13 protein-coding genes are annotated in these 15,144 nt (G+C 64.2%); 7 read left to right on the plus strand and 6 right to left on the minus strand.

Features of this window, described 5'->3' with window-relative positions:
• Nucleotides 1-10: 10 nt before the first annotated feature.
• Together GGQ90_RS22650 and kdsA are read left to right on the plus strand one after the other, a co-directional pair.
• Nucleotides 11-304 carry a hypothetical protein gene (locus GGQ90_RS22650; RefSeq protein ID WP_004209421.1) on the plus strand — a complete coding sequence of 98 codons (294 nt, stop codon included), beginning with the start codon at nt 11-13 and terminating at the stop codon, nt 302-304.
• 5 nt (nt 305-309) lie between these two features.
• Nucleotides 310-1,137, plus strand: coding sequence for a 3-deoxy-8-phosphooctulonate synthase (gene kdsA / locus GGQ90_RS22655; RefSeq protein WP_188084055.1), 828 nt, complete (start codon nt 310-312; stop codon nt 1,135-1,137).
• A gap of 27 nt (nt 1,138-1,164) precedes the next feature.
• Here the strand turns inward: kdsA and GGQ90_RS22660 are convergent, their stop codons facing one another.
• From GGQ90_RS22660 to GGQ90_RS22675, 4 genes are all read right to left on the minus strand, one after another.
• Nucleotides 1,165-2,430 (minus strand): glutamate-5-semialdehyde dehydrogenase, encoded by a 1,266-nt coding sequence (locus GGQ90_RS22660; RefSeq protein WP_188084056.1) that lies wholly within the window; start codon nt 2,428-2,430, stop codon nt 1,165-1,167.
• Nucleotides 2,431-2,667: 237 nt separating this feature from the next.
• On the minus strand, nt 2,668-3,768 hold the full coding sequence (locus tag GGQ90_RS22665; protein ID WP_188084057.1) for a helix-turn-helix transcriptional regulator: 1,101 nt from the start codon (nt 3,766-3,768) through the stop codon (nt 2,668-2,670).
• A 110-nt stretch (nt 3,769-3,878) separates the two neighbouring features.
• Nucleotides 3,879-4,526, minus strand: coding sequence for a class I SAM-dependent methyltransferase (locus GGQ90_RS22670; protein ID WP_188084058.1), 648 nt, complete (start codon nt 4,524-4,526; stop codon nt 3,879-3,881).
• Nucleotides 4,527-4,661: 135 nt separating this feature from the next.
• Nucleotides 4,662-6,950: a CDC48 family AAA ATPase gene (locus GGQ90_RS22675; RefSeq protein WP_188084069.1), complete on the minus strand. Its 2,289-nt coding sequence runs from the start codon at nt 6,948-6,950 to the stop codon at nt 4,662-4,664.
• 335 nt (nt 6,951-7,285) lie between these two features.
• Between GGQ90_RS22675 and GGQ90_RS22680 the strand changes: the two genes are divergently transcribed.
• The 3 genes from GGQ90_RS22680 (at nt 7,286) to GGQ90_RS22690 (ending at nt 10,216) form a co-directional block, all read left to right on the plus strand.
• Nucleotides 7,286-8,170, plus strand: coding sequence for a LysR substrate-binding domain-containing protein (locus tag GGQ90_RS22680; protein ID WP_188084059.1), 885 nt, complete (start codon nt 7,286-7,288; stop codon nt 8,168-8,170).
• A gap of 153 nt (nt 8,171-8,323) precedes the next feature.
• Nucleotides 8,324-8,914, plus strand: coding sequence for a class I SAM-dependent methyltransferase (locus GGQ90_RS22685; RefSeq protein WP_188084060.1), 591 nt, complete (start codon nt 8,324-8,326; stop codon nt 8,912-8,914).
• Nucleotides 8,915-9,058: 144 nt separating this feature from the next.
• Nucleotides 9,059-10,216, plus strand: a complete 1,158-nt coding sequence (locus tag GGQ90_RS22690; protein WP_188084061.1) for a GGDEF domain-containing protein — start codon at nt 9,059-9,061, stop codon at nt 10,214-10,216.
• A gap of 15 nt (nt 10,217-10,231) precedes the next feature.
• Here GGQ90_RS22690 and GGQ90_RS22695 read toward each other — a convergent pair whose 3' ends face one another.
• Entirely contained in the window at nt 10,232-10,903 is a 672-nt protein-coding gene (locus tag GGQ90_RS22695; RefSeq protein ID WP_188084062.1) for a glutathione S-transferase family protein, read from the minus strand.
• A 152-nt stretch (nt 10,904-11,055) separates the two neighbouring features.
• On the opposite strand from GGQ90_RS22695, the gene acs reads away from it, so the two are divergent.
• Nucleotides 11,056-12,999 carry an acetate--CoA ligase gene (gene acs, locus GGQ90_RS22700; RefSeq protein WP_188084063.1) on the plus strand — a complete coding sequence of 648 codons (1,944 nt, stop codon included), beginning with the start codon at nt 11,056-11,058 and terminating at the stop codon, nt 12,997-12,999.
• Nucleotides 13,000-13,120: 121 nt separating this feature from the next.
• Entirely contained in the window at nt 13,121-13,633 is a 513-nt protein-coding gene (locus GGQ90_RS22705) for a cytochrome b (RefSeq protein ID WP_188084064.1), read from the plus strand.
• Nucleotides 13,634-13,759: 126 nt separating this feature from the next.
• On the opposite strand, the gene GGQ90_RS22710 is transcribed toward GGQ90_RS22705, so the two are convergent.
• Nucleotides 13,760-14,968 carry a UbiH/UbiF/VisC/COQ6 family ubiquinone biosynthesis hydroxylase gene (locus GGQ90_RS22710; RefSeq protein WP_188084065.1) on the minus strand — a complete coding sequence of 403 codons (1,209 nt, stop codon included), beginning with the start codon at nt 14,966-14,968 and terminating at the stop codon, nt 13,760-13,762.
• Nucleotides 14,969-15,144: the final 176 nt, after the last annotated feature.

Below are 15,144 nucleotides of genomic sequence, written 5' to 3' on the forward strand. Positions count from 1 at the left end.
TAATCGGGACATGACCACGCCCGAACGCGACTACTGCTATTTCATAGACCATCGCAAATACAACCGGAATGTCGGTTGCAGGAAGCATGACAATATGTACGGCATCAATGGCGGCGGCAGCGAGCGCGACCGCTGGCGCGCCGACATGACCTTCTATCGCCATATGAAGGCCAATGGCGATCCGATGGCGCTGCCCTCGCTGCTCGCCTGCCTGACCTTTGGCTGGTTCTGCTGGAATTATCATCCCGGCAAGGGGCTGTGGCGCGGACAATTGTTGCGCCGCTTCGCAAAGGCGCCCAAGTGAGCGGCATGAGCGATCCCAAGCATGTGAAGGTCGGCCCGGTCACCTTCGGCAACGACCTGCCCTTCGTCCTGATTTCCGGCCCCTGCCAGATCGAAAGCCGCGATCATGCGCTGTTCATGGCCGATGCGCTGGCCAAGTCGGCGACGGATGCGGGCGTGCCCTTCATCTTCAAGAGCAGCTTCGACAAGGCGAACCGCACGTCGGTATCGGGCAAGCGCGGCGTCGGCATCGATGCGGGGCTGGCGATCCTGGCCGAAGTGAAGGCGAAGCTGGGCTGCCCGGTGCTGACCGACATTCACGGCCCCGAACAGGTGGATGCGGCGGCCCAGGCGGTGGATATCCTGCAGATCCCCGCCTTTCTCTGTCGCCAGACCGACCTGCTGATTGCGGCGGGGAAGACCGGCGCGGTGATCAACGTCAAGAAGGGCCAGTTCCTGGCGCCCTGGGACATGGCGGCAGTGGCGCAGAAGGTCGCGTCGACCGGCAATGAGCGCATCCTGCTGACCGAGCGCGGGGCGAGTTTCGGCTACAACACGCTGGTGAGTGACATGCGCGCGCTGCCGGTGATGGCGGAAACCGGCTATCCGGTGGTGTTCGACGCCACCCATTCGGTGCAGCAGCCCGGCGGGCTGGGTTCGGCGTCGGGCGGACAGCGCGACTATGCGCCGCTGCTCGCGCGCAGCGCGGTGGCGGCCGGCGTGGCGGCGATCTTCGCCGAGGCGCATGAAGATCCGGACAATGCGCCCTCGGACGGGCCGGTAATGCTGAAGCTCGACTGGGTCGGGCCGATGCTGAAGCAGTTGAAGGCGATCGATAGGGTGGTGAAGGGGTAGGTTTCCCCCTTCACCCCGAAAAGCGCCTTAGGGTCGGGCCTGGCCGCGACCGCGCACGATCCATTTATAGGTGGTAAGCCCTTCGAGCGCGACCGGGCCGCGGGCGTGGAGGCGGCCGGTCGAGATGCCGATTTCCGCGCCCAAACCGAACTCGCCGCCATCGGCGAACTGGGTCGAGGCGTTCCACATCACGATCGCGCTGTCGACCGCGTTGAGGAAGCGTTCGGCGACCACCGCATCCTCGGTGATGATCGCGTCGGTATGATGGCTGGCATGGGCGGCGATATGGGCGATCGCCTCTTCCACGCCATCGACCAGCCGGATCGAGACGATGGCGTCGAGATATTCGGTGTCCCAATCCTCGTCCGCCGCGGCGATGACGCGATCGTCCATCGCCTGCACCGCGTCATCGCCGCGCACTTCGCACTTGGCGTCGAGCAGCGCCTTCACCAGCGCGGGGGCATGGCCATAGGCGCGGTCGATCAGCACCGTTTCGGTCGAGCCGCAGACGCCGGTCCGGCGCAGCTTGGCATTGAGGACCAGGCTTTCCGCCATGGCGGAATCGGCCACGCCATCGACATAGCTGTGATTGATGCCGTCGAGATGGGCGAGGACGGGCACCCGCGCCTCTTCCTGCACCCGCGCGACCAGGCTCTTGCCGCCGCGCGGCACGATCAGGTCGACGAAATCCGATGCGCGCAGCAGCGCGCCGACCACGGCCCGATCGGTGGTGGGGACGAGCTGCACCGCGTCGGCGGGCAGGCCGGCAGCGGCGATCCCCTCCGCCATTGCGGTGTGGATGGCGCGGTTGCTTTCCTTCGCCTCGCTGCCGCCGCGCAGGATCACGGCATTGCCGGCGCGCAGGCAGAGGGCGGCGGCGTCCGCCGTGACGTTGGGTCGGCTTTCATAGATGATGCCGATGACACCCAGCGGCACCCGCACGCGGCTCAGCTCCAGGCCGTTGGGACGGACGCTGGAATCGATCACGCTGCCGAGCGGGTTTTCGAGCAGGGCGACCTGATCTACCCCATCGGCCATCGCGGCGATCCGGTCGGCATCCAGCCGCAGCCGGTCGAGCAGCGCGGCGGACAGGCCGTTGTCGATGCCATTGTCCATGTCGCGCGCATTGGCGGCGAGGATCGCAGGCGCCTGATCGCGCAAGGCCTGTGCCGCGCGCCGCAGCGCATCGGTCTTTTGCGCGTCCCCGGCTGGCGCGAGCAGGGCGGCAGCGCGGCGCGCGCGCGCGCCCATCTGCGCGATCAGCATTTCGGGGGTCTGCGTCAGGTCGTTCATTGGTAATCTCGCTTCAAATCCGGCAGCGGCTTAGCACGAAAATGTCGCAGGACGGAACCCTGACGAAGCATGAGATGGCGGGGGGAGAGATGCCGGCGGCCGACCCATGGGTCGCATATGGATCGGCCGTCGACGGACAGGATGATCCTGCCTTGCCGAATCACCTAGCCATTCGGCGGCGTCGGCGCATACCCCGATAGGGGTAAATTACGAATTTATCGTAATAAATTATGCCGTTCAGCTGCTCATCATCCCGACGATACGGACCAGCTGCGATTCCCGGCTGCAGCCAGTCTTGTCATAGATGGAGCGCAGTTGGGCTTTGAGCGTCTCGGCGGAAACCCCGCGTCGTTGGGCGATGTCCGCACGGGTGAGGCCCGCAGCCAGATGGATGGCAATGTCCGCTTCGGCCGGGGTCAGGCGGAAGGTCCGCATCAGCAGTCGGACATGGCGTTCGGTCGGTGCGCCGACCCGCGCCACGATGATCGCATGCGGCGCGAAGGGCAGCGACCAGGGGCGGGCAGGCAGCGGGAAGAATTCCAGCATGATGCCGACGCCGCCATCGGCATCGGCAAGCGCCACCGGATCGACCTCGCGCGCCGGCGCGTCTACCACCGCCCGCACGGAACGCAGGATTGCACGCGTCTCGTCGCTCCGCTCGCTCTGCAACCAGCCATCGCCGACCCGCAGCCGGCTAGTGGACAGCAGGGCTTCGGCGCGCGGCGTCATGCCCCCTACCCGTCCGGTAGCATCGAGCAGCCAGCAGGCACGATCCATGGTTTCGAAGGTGCCGGCCAGCAGCGCGAAGCCCTGCTGCTCGATCGCGCGCTGCAGCCGCACCGCGCCACGGGCATGACCGGCAAGATGGGCGAACAGGTCACGCTGGTCCTGATCGGTGCGGCCGTCCTTGCCGCTGCGCAACAGCGCGAAGCCGATCATCATATTGTCGTCGGCAATCAGGCGCGTCTGGCAACCGTGGAAAATGTCATAATCGCTGCACAGATCGAGATAATCGTCCGCGCGCAGCGCCTGGCGCGCGATATCATAATGGGCTTCATGCACGATCGCGGGGCGCCCCGGCAACCGATCGGCCGCAACCCGGAAATTGAGGTCCGGCGCCGCACCGTCTATCATCGATGACTTTTCGATAATGTCCGGCTCAACGTCGCTGATCCAGTTGAAGGCGGCCGCCCCTGGACCGAAGCCGATCAATTGGCCATGGCGCGAACCGGTTGCCTGGGCCATGGCGCGCAGCGCCGCATCCCAGAGATGCGGTTCCAGCGCAGCCGACAAGAAGAGGTCGGCCCACGGATCGCTGCCTTCGGCGTAAGACGCCATATAACCCCCTTGTCCCCATGCAATGGGTCGCTCAAGTCCAGCGCGGAGTCAAATGGGCAGCAGGCGAGAATACGTAATTTCTGCCAGATATTGATGCAGATCAGGAAAGATCAGGCAGCCTTGGCCAACGCCTCTTCCTTGGCCGCGCGGAACAGGCGGCAGGGCGGAATGTTGCGCCATTCCAGTTCGTCGCTGACCTGACCGAACAGCGGGTCGATCAAGCGGCGGACATAGCGCGAATATTGGTAGATGATGAAGCTACCGCCCGGACGCAGTACGGCGCGCGTCTCTTCGCAGATGGTTTCACCCACGCCTGCCGGCAGGGTGGAAAAAGGCAGGCCCGAAAGGACATAGTCGGCCTTCTGATAGCCCGCTTCCTTGACGAAACGACGCACGTCGGCGGCCGAGCCATGGACGACACGCAGGCGCGGATCGTCGATCGCATCCTCCAGATAGGCGACGAAATCGAGATTGAGGTCGATTGCCAGCAAGATCGCGTCGGGATGAAGTCGATCGAGAATGGCCTGGGTGAAGGTGCCGACGCCCGGACCATATTCGACGAACAGACGGGTTCGCGCCCAGTCGACACCATCCAGCGAGCGCGCGACCAGCTGCGCCGAGGAAGGAATGACCGAGCCGATCATGCCGGGATGCTTCATGAACTGGCGGAAGAACATGGCCCACTGACTGCGGAAGGAACGGCGTCGGCCGCGCGTCGAAATGCTATTCTTCTTATCTTTGAAGGGTATGGAGGCCATCAAAATCCGCCTGACTGACTAACAGAATCGGCCTCGCAAAATTGATGTCCGCTGGCAAGCGGCTTTGCGCGCCAGGGGATGGAACGCGCGGCCAACGGATGGGTTCACCCGCCGCCGGCCGCGCAGCCCCACTCGTCAGCGTTCCCGCGCACGCAGCATGCCAGGCGACACGAAGCCGATCGGATCGATCTGCATCGCGCTCTGCTTCAGCGTGGCCTGAATCTGCTCATATTCCCGTTCCATTTCCGGCGTGACCGAGGCGCGTGTCTCCTCCAGCGCCGCGTCGAAATGGGCCATGGTGACGGCGTCGATACGCAGCGACTGGCGCAGCGCGATCAGGCCGGCCCGGCGGGAAAGATCTTCCAGATCCGCGCCGGTGAAACGTTCCGTGCGTTCGGCCAGGGAGTCGAGATCGACGTCGCCAGCGAGCGGCATCTTCTTCGTGTGGATCGCCAGAATGCGCCGGCGTCCTGCCTGATCGGGCACCGGAACATAGATGAGTTCATCAAAGCGACCGGGCCGCAGCAGCGCCGGATCGACCAGCGTCGGCCGGTTGGTGGCGCCGATGACGACCACCGACTGCAATTCCTCCAGCCCGTCCATCTCGGCCAGGATGGTGTTGACCACCCGCTCCGTCACCGCCGGTTCGCCCAGGCCACCGCCACGGGCGGGAACCAGACTGTCCAGTTCGTCGATGAAGATGACGGTCGGCGCCACCTGTCGCGCGCGGGCGAACAGGCGGGCGATCTGCTGCTCGCTCTCGCCATACCATTTGGACAGGAGGTCGCTCGACTTGGTGGCGATGAAATTGGCCTGCGCTTCGCGCGCGACCGCCTTGGCCAGCAAGGTCTTGCCGGTGCCGGGCGGGCCATAGAGAAGGAAGCCCTTGGCCGGGCGGATACCCAGGCGCCGGAAGGCGTCGGGATCCTTGAGCGGCAGTTCCACCCCTTCCTTGAGGCGCATCTGCGCATCGTCGAGGCCGCCAATGTCGGACCAGCCGATATTGGGCGCCTGCACCATCACCTCGCGCATGGCCGAGGGCTGGACCCGCTTGATCGCCGAAAGAAAATCCTCCCGCGTGACGGACAGATCATCCAGCACGTCGGGCGGGATCGTACCCTCCTCCAGATTGAGACGGGGCATCAGGCGACGCACCGTCTCGATCGCGGCCTCGCGGGTCAGCGCGGCAAGATCGGCACCGACAAAGCCATAGGTCATGCGCGCCAGTTCGGCGAGTTCGACCCGGTCGCCCAGCGGCATGCCGCGGGTATGGATACCCAATATCTCGCGCCGGCCGCGCTCGTCGGGCACGCCGACGACGATCTCGCGGTCGAAGCGGCCGGGCCGGCGCAGCGCTTCGTCGATCGCCTCCGGCCGGTTGGTGGCGGCGATGACGACCAGATTGGTCCGCGGCTCCAGACCGTCCATCAGGGTGAGAAGCTGGGCGACGAGGCGTTTTTCCGTCTCGCCGGTGACCTGGCCGCGCTTGGGCGCGATCGAGTCGATCTCATCGATGAAGAGGATGGACGGCGCAGCCTTGGCCGCTTCCTCGAAAATGTCGCGCAGCTTCTTTTCCGACTCGCCATAGGCAGAGCCCATGATCTCGGGACCGTTGATGAGGAAAAATTCGGCTTCCGATTCATTGGCGACGGCGCGCGCGAGCCGGGTCTTGCCGGTGCCCGGCGGGCCGTGCAGCATCACCCCCTTGGGCGGATCGACACCCAGCCGTTCGAACAATTCGGGATAGCGCAGCGGCAATTCGACCATCTCGCGCAGTTGGTCGATGGTCTCCGCCATGCCGCCGACATCGTCATAGGTGACATCGGCGCGGCGGGATTCGCGCGGCTCCTCATATTCAGCGCGCAGTTCCACCTCGGTATCGGCATCGATATGGACGATGCCCTTGGGCACGGTGGACACGACGATCAGGCGGATTTCCTGCAACGCATAGGCCGGCGCCGCCAGCATCTGGCGCAAATGCGGCGGCATGTCGCCGGGGGGCACCTGTTGCTGGCCGGCGGTGGCGATGACATCGCCCGCGACCAGCGGCCGCTGAAAGAAAACCCGCTTCAGCGCGTCGGGATTACCCTGCAGCCGGAGATTATTTTGTGCAGGCGCGAACACCACGCGCTGTGCCGGACGAGGCTCGATCTTGTTGAGTTGGACAAAGTCCCCCGAGCCGACGCCGGCATTGGCGCGCTGCAGACCATCGAGGCGCAGCACGTCCAGCCCCTCATCTTCCTTATAGGGTCGAACGACCCGCGCCGGCGTTGCACGCTTGCCCACAATCTCCACGACATCGCCTTCGGCCAGATGCAATTCGGCCATTACCGTCAGCGGAAGCCGCGCCAAACCGCGCCCGGCGTCCTCCGGCCGCGCATTGGCGACCTGAATCCTGCGTCCGCTGCTGTCCTGATCGGCCATGGTCATCCCCGTCCTTTTGGTTGCGAAACGAAGATAGGTAACGCCGAGGGTGAGGGAAAGGGGCCGTGCTTCGTTATGCCCGGAACAAAAAAAGGGCCGGCCCGAAGGCCAGCCCTGAAAGTTTTAGGAGAGGATGCCTGAAAGGCCTTTTCTATGTGCGCTGCAGCGGGTATTTTTGCAAGTGCGAAAAGAATCGAGGAGTTGCATTTTTTGCATCTTGCCATTTGGCGCATTTTCCTGCTCATTGCAGTCAGGATGCTTGAACCGGGGAAGCGCGCCGCTTGATAATGACAGATGATGCGACGCAGCGGACCGGCTTATAGAATTTAACGATTATGCGCAGATTGCCGCCTCTTACGGCCCTGGAGGCCTTTGTTCAGGTTGCCCGCCTTGGTTCGGTCAAGGCGGCTGCCGAAGAACTCGCCCTGTCGACCCCGGCGCTCAGTCGGCGCGTCCAGGCGCTGGAGCGCTTCATCGGCCGCCCGCTCTTCGACCGCAAGCATCAGGCGCTGGAGATCAATTCGGAAGGACAGCGGCTGCTGGACGACATCGCCCCGGCGCTGGATTCCCTCAGCCAGGCGCTGGAGAATATCCAGAGCGGCGGCAACCAGCTGCGCCTGCGCCTGGCGGTGATGCCGCTGTTCGCGACGCAGCGCCTGTTCCCGCATCTGGGCCGGCTACGCCAGCAGCATCCGCAACTGCATATCGACATCGAGACGACACCCCATGCGGTCGCGCGCCTGGGCGAAGGGCTGGATGCGGCGATCGTGCTGGCGAGCAAGGATATCGACCCGGCGCTCTATGCCTATGAACTGGACCATGAGCAGGTCTACCTGATCGGCCGCCGCGAGATGGCGGAGGGGCCGAACAGCCTGCATTCTCCGAGCGAACTGGCCCAGCAGACGATCCTGCTCCATCGCGACATGGCAATGTCTTTCGACGCGTGGAAGGATGTGGCCGGCATTCCCGACCTGCAACCGCTGGCGATCGACAATTATGATTCGGGCCAGTTGATGCTGGAGGCTGCAGCCCAGGGCCTGGGCGTGGCGGTCATGCATGCCAGCCATTTCGAACAATCGGGTGATCCGCGCCTGATCCGGCTATTCCCCAATATCCGCGTCGAAAGCCCCTATCGCTATTATTTCGTCTGCCGCCCGCGCGCGCTGCAGACCCGATCGGTGCGCATCTTCCGCGACTGGCTGGTTGCGGCGAATATTTAGCACGCCGCCGTCTGTGCGGTGCCCCGCCTTGCCATGGACTGCATCTTCGCAACGTGAAATTGCCTGCCTGTGATAGAATAAACGAGTCCTGGTTGACTCCACACATCGCCGCAGCTTTCCTGCTCATCGATAATAGCAAGCAGGAGAGGCACAATGCCCGAGGATTTTGCGAGCGGCGATTATTGGGCCAGGCGGGAGGATTCGCTCTACTATCGATATGTGGATTATATCGTCCGCACAGTAGGGCGAGAGGCCAAAACGCTTCTCGATGTAGGGACCGGCAACTGCCCCTATCTGGAATGGTTCTATTGGATCGATCGCAAGGTTTCTATCGACATGCGGGTCCCTTACCGATCCGAGACGGTCGAAGGCATGGTTGGCGACATCCATGAAATGGACTTTGGCGAAGGCTTCGATATCGTAACCTGCCTGCAAGTGCTCGAACATGTTCCCGACGCGAGCATCTTTGGCCGGCGCCTGCTAGAATTGGGCAAGATCGTCGTCGTTTCGGTACCCTATCGCTGGGACACTTCGCCCCGAACGCTAGGACATATTCATGATCCGGTGACCTACAAGAAACTCACTGCGTGGATGGGGCGCGAAGCCAATTATCGAGAAGTCGTGCGCGAACCCTTTCATACGCGCAAGAGCGAGCGCCTGATCGCGATCTATGACGTACAGGCGCCCAGTCGCAAAATCAGCAGTAATGATATCAAGGCCCGACGCGCACGAATGCCGTGCTGAATGCAGGCCAACGCGCCAACGAAATGGAACCATAGTCGGAAGCCCAGCCTCCATTATCGATGAAGGCCATTACGGCCTGCCCAGCGCTCCATTTATTCGCCACCGGGCTCTTAACCTTGTTCTCCAAGGTCCGTTCTAGGGGACATGACTGGGGCAACCACATCCACCACCGGCTCGCATCAGGGGCTGACCGACCGCCTTTCCCGCTGGGCGAGGGGCCTGTCCGGCAAGCCGGACGAACCGCAGGCGACGAGCGAGCAGCGCGCACGGGCGGGCAGTGCCGCCAGCCGCGAGGTCAATCGCCGTCGCCGGCTCTATGAAGAGATTGGCGAATTTCTCTTCGCCCATGATCTGGACCTGACGCCGCTCAATTTCGGCGTAGCGCTCGACTATCTGACCGGCGCCAATATCGGCGTGGAAAAGGCGGTGCAAGCGGTGCTGATGGAGCGCGGCAAGATCAGCAATGCGTGGATGGAATCGGTGGCCGCGAGCCAGCGCGCGGACGAGGTAACGCCCGACGCGCTCGCCTCCATGCTCGACAAGGTCGAGGAAAATCTGGACCAGTTCACCGGACTGATGACGGAATCGCGCAATTCCGCGAAGGATTATGGCGCCGCATTGCAGGAACAGGCCAAGGGCCTGGCCGTCGGCGGCGATAATGAGCCGATCCTGGCGCGCCTCGTCGGCCTGACCCGGTCGATGGTCGAGAAGACCCGGCAGGTCGAAACCCAGCTGCGCGAGAACCAGAAGCAGACCCAGGCGCTGAAATCGAGCCTGGAGACAGCACGCCGCGCCGCCGAACATGATCATCTGACCGGCCTGCCCAACCGCCGCGCCTTTGAAGGCGTACTGCGCGAGGAACTCGCACTGGCGAAGGAAGGCGACGAGCAATTGTCGGTCGCCTTCTGCGACATCGATCATTTCAAGCTGGTCAACGACACCCATGGCCATGAGACCGGCGACCGGGTGCTGAAGTTCGTCGCCGGCCTGCTCGCCAAGATTTCCGACGACCGATGCCATGTCGCCCGCCATGGCGGCGAGGAATTCGTCCTGCTGTTCCGCGGCAAGACGGCGGCGGAAACCTGCGAGGCGGTGGATGCCGTGCGCGAGGATCTGGCGACGCGCAGCCTGGTCAACCGCACCAATGGCGAACGGATGGAGCGGGTGAGCTTTTCTGCCGGCGTCGCCAATGTCCTGGCCTATGAAGACCCCCGCGCCGCGCTGAAAGCCGCCGACCGCGCGCTCTACCTGGCCAAGGAACATGGCCGCAACCGCGTCTATCTGGCGGCAGAGGCGGATTAGGCCGCCTCGCGCCCTTTAGAAATCCGGCTTTTCATAATGGGCCGGCGGGGTGATGACTTCCATCCGTTCGGACAATAGCGGGCGGAAGGAGGGGCGTGACTTGAAGCCGGCATACCAGCGCTTGACCGGCTCATGTCCGGCCCAGTCGATGCCGCCCAGATAATCCGCCACCGACAGATGCGCCGCCGCCGCGATATCGGCGAGGCTGAGCGTGCCGCCGGCCATCCAGCTGCGATGGTCGAGCAGATAGTCCATATAGTCCATATGGACGTTGGCGCGGCGCATCGCTTCGCGCAGGACACGGGCGTCGGGCGAGACACGCTCGATCAGCCGCTTCTTCATCCGCTCATGCAGCAGCGGGCCGACGACATCGCCGTAGAAATTCTGGTCGAAGAAGGCGGTCAGGCGGCGAACCTCCGCACGCCCCGCCGCCGTGCCGGAGATGAGCGGGAATTTCTCTACCGTTTCCTCGAAATATTCGCAGATCGCCTGGCTGTCGATCAGGGTGATGCCCTTTTCCTGGTCGACCACCACCGGGGTGGTGCCAGCCGGATTGAGATCCAGAAACTCATCCCGCATTTCCCAGGGAGATTCGCGCACCAGATCATAGCCGATGCCCTTCTCACCAAGCAGCAGACGGACCTTGCGGGAGAAGGGACAGAGCGGAAATTGGAAAAGTTGCCACATATGATCTTCTGTTAGGCCGGGGCCGCACGATCGGAAAGGCGCAAAAGTACAGAAACGCGGCGAAACGCGCATCGCCCCTTTAAGTCGTGCTGCGCGCCTCCTACAACCTGCTGCAAGCGCATGGAATTTAGCGCACAGGAAAGGATAGCTGGATGTCTGACGATTTCTTCCCGGTTCCCTCCCAATGGGCCGCCGAGGCCTTGTTGGACCGGGAAGGCCGCGCGGCCGATTATGCACGCTCGATCGAGGATGCCGATGCCTATTGGCTGGAACGGGCGCGGCGGCTCGACTGGATCACGCCGCCGACCAAGGCCGATGAAAGCAGCTTCAACGAGGCGGATTTCGGCGTCAAATGGTTCGCCGACGGCGCACTGAACGTCAGCGCCAACTGCATCGACCGGCATCTGGCGACACGCGGCGACCAGGTCGCCATCATCTGGGAACCGGACAGCCCCGAGGCGCAGGTGCGCCGCTACACCTACAAGCAGGTGCATGAGGAGGTCTGCCGTCTCGCCAATGTGCTCAAGGACGCCGGCGCGCGGAAGGGCGACCGGATCACCATCTATATGCCGATGATCCCCGAGGCGGCCTTTGCCTTGCTGGCCTGCGCGCGGATCGGCGCGATCCACAGCGTCGTGTTCGGTGGCTTTTCGCCCGAGGCGCTGGCCGGCCGCCTGGTCGATTGCGATTCGACCATCGTCATCACCGCCGACGAAGGGCGGCGCGCGGGCAAGACCGTGCCGTTGAAGGCCAATGTCGACGCCGCGCTGGCCGAGGCGCCCTGTGTTCGCAAGGTCGTCGTCGTGCGGGCGACCGGCGGCGACATCCGGATGAAGGATGGCCGCGACATCTGGCTGCACGAGGCGGCGGCGCGAGTGTCGCCCGACTGCCCGCCCGAGCCGATGAATGCCGAAGACCCGCTGTTCATCCTCTATACCTCCGGCTCGACCGGCAAGCCCAAGGGCGTGCTGCATACCAGCGGCGGCTATCTGTTGTGGGCGAGCCTGACGCATGAGCTGTGCTTCGACTATCGGCCCGGCGACATATGGTGGTGCGCGGCCGACATCGGCTGGGTCACGGGCCACAGCTATATCGTCTATGGCCCGCTGGCGAACGGCGCGACGACGCTGATGTATGAAGGCGTGCCCAACTGGCCGACGCCGGCGCGCATCTGGGAAGTGGTGGACAAGCATCAGGTCAACACCATCTTCACCGCCCCCACGGCGCTGCGCGCGCTGATGAAGGAGGGCGACGACCATGTCCGGTCGACCAGCCGCGCTTCGCTGCGCGTGCTGGGCACGGTCGGCGAGCCGATCAATCCCGAAGCCTGGCGCTGGTATCATCATGTCGTCGGCGAGGATCGCTGCCCGATCATCGACACCTGGTGGCAGACCGAGACCGGCGGCGCGATGATCGCGCCGATGCCTGGCGCCACCGACCTGAAGCCGGGCAGCGCGACCCTGCCGATGCCCGGCGTCATTCCCCAGATATTGGACGGTGACGGCGCGGTGCAGGAGGGGGCGGCCGAAGGCAATCTGGTGATCGCGGGCAGCTGGCCGGGCCAGATGCGCACGGTGTGGGGCGACCATGATCGCTTCTTCCAGACCTATTTCACCACCTTCCCCGGCAAATATACCACCGGCGACGGCGCGCGGCGCGACGCCGACGGCTATTACTGGATCACCGGCCGGGTGGACGATGTCATCAACGTGTCGGGCCACCGTATGGGCACGGCCGAGGTGGAGAGCGCGCTGGTGCTGCATGAAAGCGTCGCCGAGGCCGCAGTGGTCGGCTTCCCGCACGACATCAAGGGTCAGGGCATCTATGCCTATGTCACGCTGAACGCGAACGAAGAGCCGAGCGATGACCTGCGCAAGGATCTGGTGAAATGGGTGCGGACCGAGATCGGCCCGATCGCCACGCCCGACGCGATCCAGTTCGCGCCCGGCCTGCCCAAGACACGTTCGGGCAAGATCATGCGCCGCATATTGCGCAAGATCGCCGAGGGCGAGGTGTCGGCGCAGGCGCTGGGGGACGTTAGTACACTTGCCGACCCGTCGGTGGTGGATAATCTGGTCGCCAATCGTCAGGGATAGGAAAAGACGCGCCGGATAAGGAACTTATCGCGCCCGTGCGTATCCTTTCGACATAGCTGTTCGGTGCGGGCGGGGTAGAGCGCGCACCGAACAGGCGAGACTTCCGTAAAAGGAGCAGCCCATGGCCCGTTACACGTCCGTCGCCCGCCTGTTGCACTGGATCATCGCGATCCTGATCCTGGTCAATCTGTGGCTGGGCTTTGCCCATGACAGCCTGCCCAAGGAATGGAAGGTGATGCCGATCCACAAGTCGATCGGCCTGACCGTATTGGCGCTGACGATCCTGCGCATCGTGTGGCGGCTGGGGCACAAGCCACCGGCGCTGCCGGCCGCGATGCCGGGCTGGGAGAAACTGGCCGCCAACCTCACCCATATCGCCTTCTATGCCTTCATGCTGATCGTGCCGCTATCCGGCTGGATCATGTCGTCGGCGGGCGAACGCCCCTTGAACTGGTTCTTCCTGTTCGACGTGCCGAAATTTAGCGTGGCCAAGGGCGATGCGATCCTCGGCATATCGCACGAGGCGCATGAGTTGATCCCCTGGCTGTGGAGCGCGCTGATCATCGTCCACATAGCGGCGGCGCTGCGCCATCATTTCCTGCTGAAGGACGGGGTGCTGCGGCGGATGCTGTGATCCGTCGACGTAAAGTCCCGCCAGCCTGCCCATCAGCCCGTCATCCCAGCGAAGGCTGGGATCTTGTGCCTTCCAGCGCATGATCGCCCGGGACCCCAGCCTTCGCTGGGGTGACGGACATTGGCCTTACACCAACTCGCCGGCGAGCAGGCGCGGGAGGGCGCCGGACTGGCCGCGGGCTTCGGCCATGAAGCGGTTCTTGAGCAGGCTGGTGCGCTGCACGGCGGCAAGGCCGGCGCGGCGGACCAGCGAGGGCAGCTTGCCGGGAATGTCGAACAGGCGAACCAGGCCATCCATCGCGACGCTGGTCATCATCGTGTCGAGCCCACGCCAGCGCTGATAGCGGGCGAGCAGCTGCGCATCGCCCGGATCGAGGCCGAGGCGCATCCCTTCCACCAGCACCTCGACCAGCGCCGCCACGTCGCGGAAACCGAGATTGAGGCCCTGCCCGGCGATCGGGTGGATGGCATGGGCGCTGTCGCCGACCAGCGCGAGGCGGGTATCGGTGATGCGCGCGGCATGGTGGAAGCCGAGCGGATAGGAGGAGCGCGGACCGGCCAGGCTGATCTCGCCCAGGAAGCCGCCGATGCGCTTCTGCATTTCGGCGAGCCAGGCGCGTTCCGACAGCTTGAGCATCGCCGGCGCCTGATCGGTGGGCACGGTCCAGACCACGGCGGATCGGGTGCCCGGCAGCATCGGCAGCAGCGCGAGCGGGCCGCCGACATAGAAGATTTCATAGGCGGTGTTGGCGTGCGGCACTTCATGGTCGATCGCTGTGACCATGGCGGTATGCTTATACTGCCAGCGGGTGGTGTTGATGCCCGCCGCCTCGCGCGTGGGGCTGTTGCGCCCTTCCGCCGCGACCAGCAATGCGCTGTGGATCGTCGCGCCGTTCTGCAGCGTCAGGGTGACGCCATCGGCATTGCGATCGACATGGACGGCGCGATCGGGCTGGAAAAGGGTCAGGTTTTCGGCCTCGGCGGCGGTCTGCGCCAGCGCGACACGCAGGTCGCGATTGGGGAACATCGTCCCCATCACGCCATCATCCGCGTCCGGCACGAAGTCGAGCGCGCCCGGCTCCAGCCCGTCGCTGACCCAGATGCGGTCGATCGGGCAGCCCTTTCCTTCCAGATGAGCGCCGACGCCGATCGCCTGAAGCATGGCATGGCTGGTCGAGCTGATCGCCGAGACACGGCCGTCGAAACCGGCGGCCGTGGCCTGCACGGGGTCTGCCGGATCGATCACGGCGCATTGCACGCCATGGCGCGAAAGAGCGATGCCCAGGGTGAGGCCAACCAGGCCCCCGCCAAGAATGACGACGTCGAAGCGTTGCATGGGGATCTGTCTAGGCGCTTGAGAGCGCTTTGAAAAGCATCGCCCCCGCTTTCGGGGTGAAAGCGGGGGCGACAAATTGTCTCAGAGCCTGTCTTGAATCTCATGCGTAACGAGCGATGCGCCTGATGAGGACGACGGCGGCAGCTGCATATAGAAGTGCAGTTGCGGATTTGATG

This window comes from Sphingobium scionense (assembly GCF_014197035.1).
Taxonomy (GTDB): domain Bacteria; phylum Pseudomonadota; class Alphaproteobacteria; order Sphingomonadales; family Sphingomonadaceae; genus Sphingobium; species Sphingobium scionense.

What these genes read in the sequence shown, in the direction of transcription:
- GGQ90_RS22650 (WP_004209421.1), top strand. Translation starts at nt 11, where the DNA reads ATGACCACGCCCGAACGCGACTACTGCTATTTCATAGACCATCGCAAA.
- kdsA (WP_188084055.1), top strand. Translation starts at nt 310, where the DNA reads ATGAGCGATCCCAAGCATGTGAAGGTCGGCCCGGTCACCTTCGGCAAC.
- GGQ90_RS22660 (WP_188084056.1), bottom strand. Translation starts at nt 2,430, where the DNA reads ATGAACGACCTGACGCAGACCCCCGAAATGCTGATCGCGCAGATGGGC.
- GGQ90_RS22665 (WP_188084057.1), bottom strand. Translation starts at nt 3,768, where the DNA reads ATGGCGTCTTACGCCGAAGGCAGCGATCCGTGGGCCGACCTCTTCTTG.
- GGQ90_RS22670 (WP_188084058.1), bottom strand. Translation starts at nt 4,526, where the DNA reads ATGGCCTCCATACCCTTCAAAGATAAGAAGAATAGCATTTCGACGCGC.
- GGQ90_RS22675 (WP_188084069.1), bottom strand. Translation starts at nt 6,950, where the DNA reads ATGGCCGATCAGGACAGCAGCGGACGCAGGATTCAGGTCGCCAATGCG.
- GGQ90_RS22680 (WP_188084059.1), top strand. Translation starts at nt 7,286, where the DNA reads ATGCGCAGATTGCCGCCTCTTACGGCCCTGGAGGCCTTTGTTCAGGTT.
- GGQ90_RS22685 (WP_188084060.1), top strand. Translation starts at nt 8,324, where the DNA reads ATGCCCGAGGATTTTGCGAGCGGCGATTATTGGGCCAGGCGGGAGGAT.
- GGQ90_RS22690 (WP_188084061.1), top strand. Translation starts at nt 9,059, where the DNA reads ATGACTGGGGCAACCACATCCACCACCGGCTCGCATCAGGGGCTGACC.
- GGQ90_RS22695 (WP_188084062.1), bottom strand. Translation starts at nt 10,903, where the DNA reads ATGTGGCAACTTTTCCAATTTCCGCTCTGTCCCTTCTCCCGCAAGGTC.
- acs (WP_188084063.1), top strand. Translation starts at nt 11,056, where the DNA reads ATGTCTGACGATTTCTTCCCGGTTCCCTCCCAATGGGCCGCCGAGGCC.
- GGQ90_RS22705 (WP_188084064.1), top strand. Translation starts at nt 13,121, where the DNA reads ATGGCCCGTTACACGTCCGTCGCCCGCCTGTTGCACTGGATCATCGCG.
- GGQ90_RS22710 (WP_188084065.1), bottom strand. Translation starts at nt 14,968, where the DNA reads ATGCAACGCTTCGACGTCGTCATTCTTGGCGGGGGCCTGGTTGGCCTC.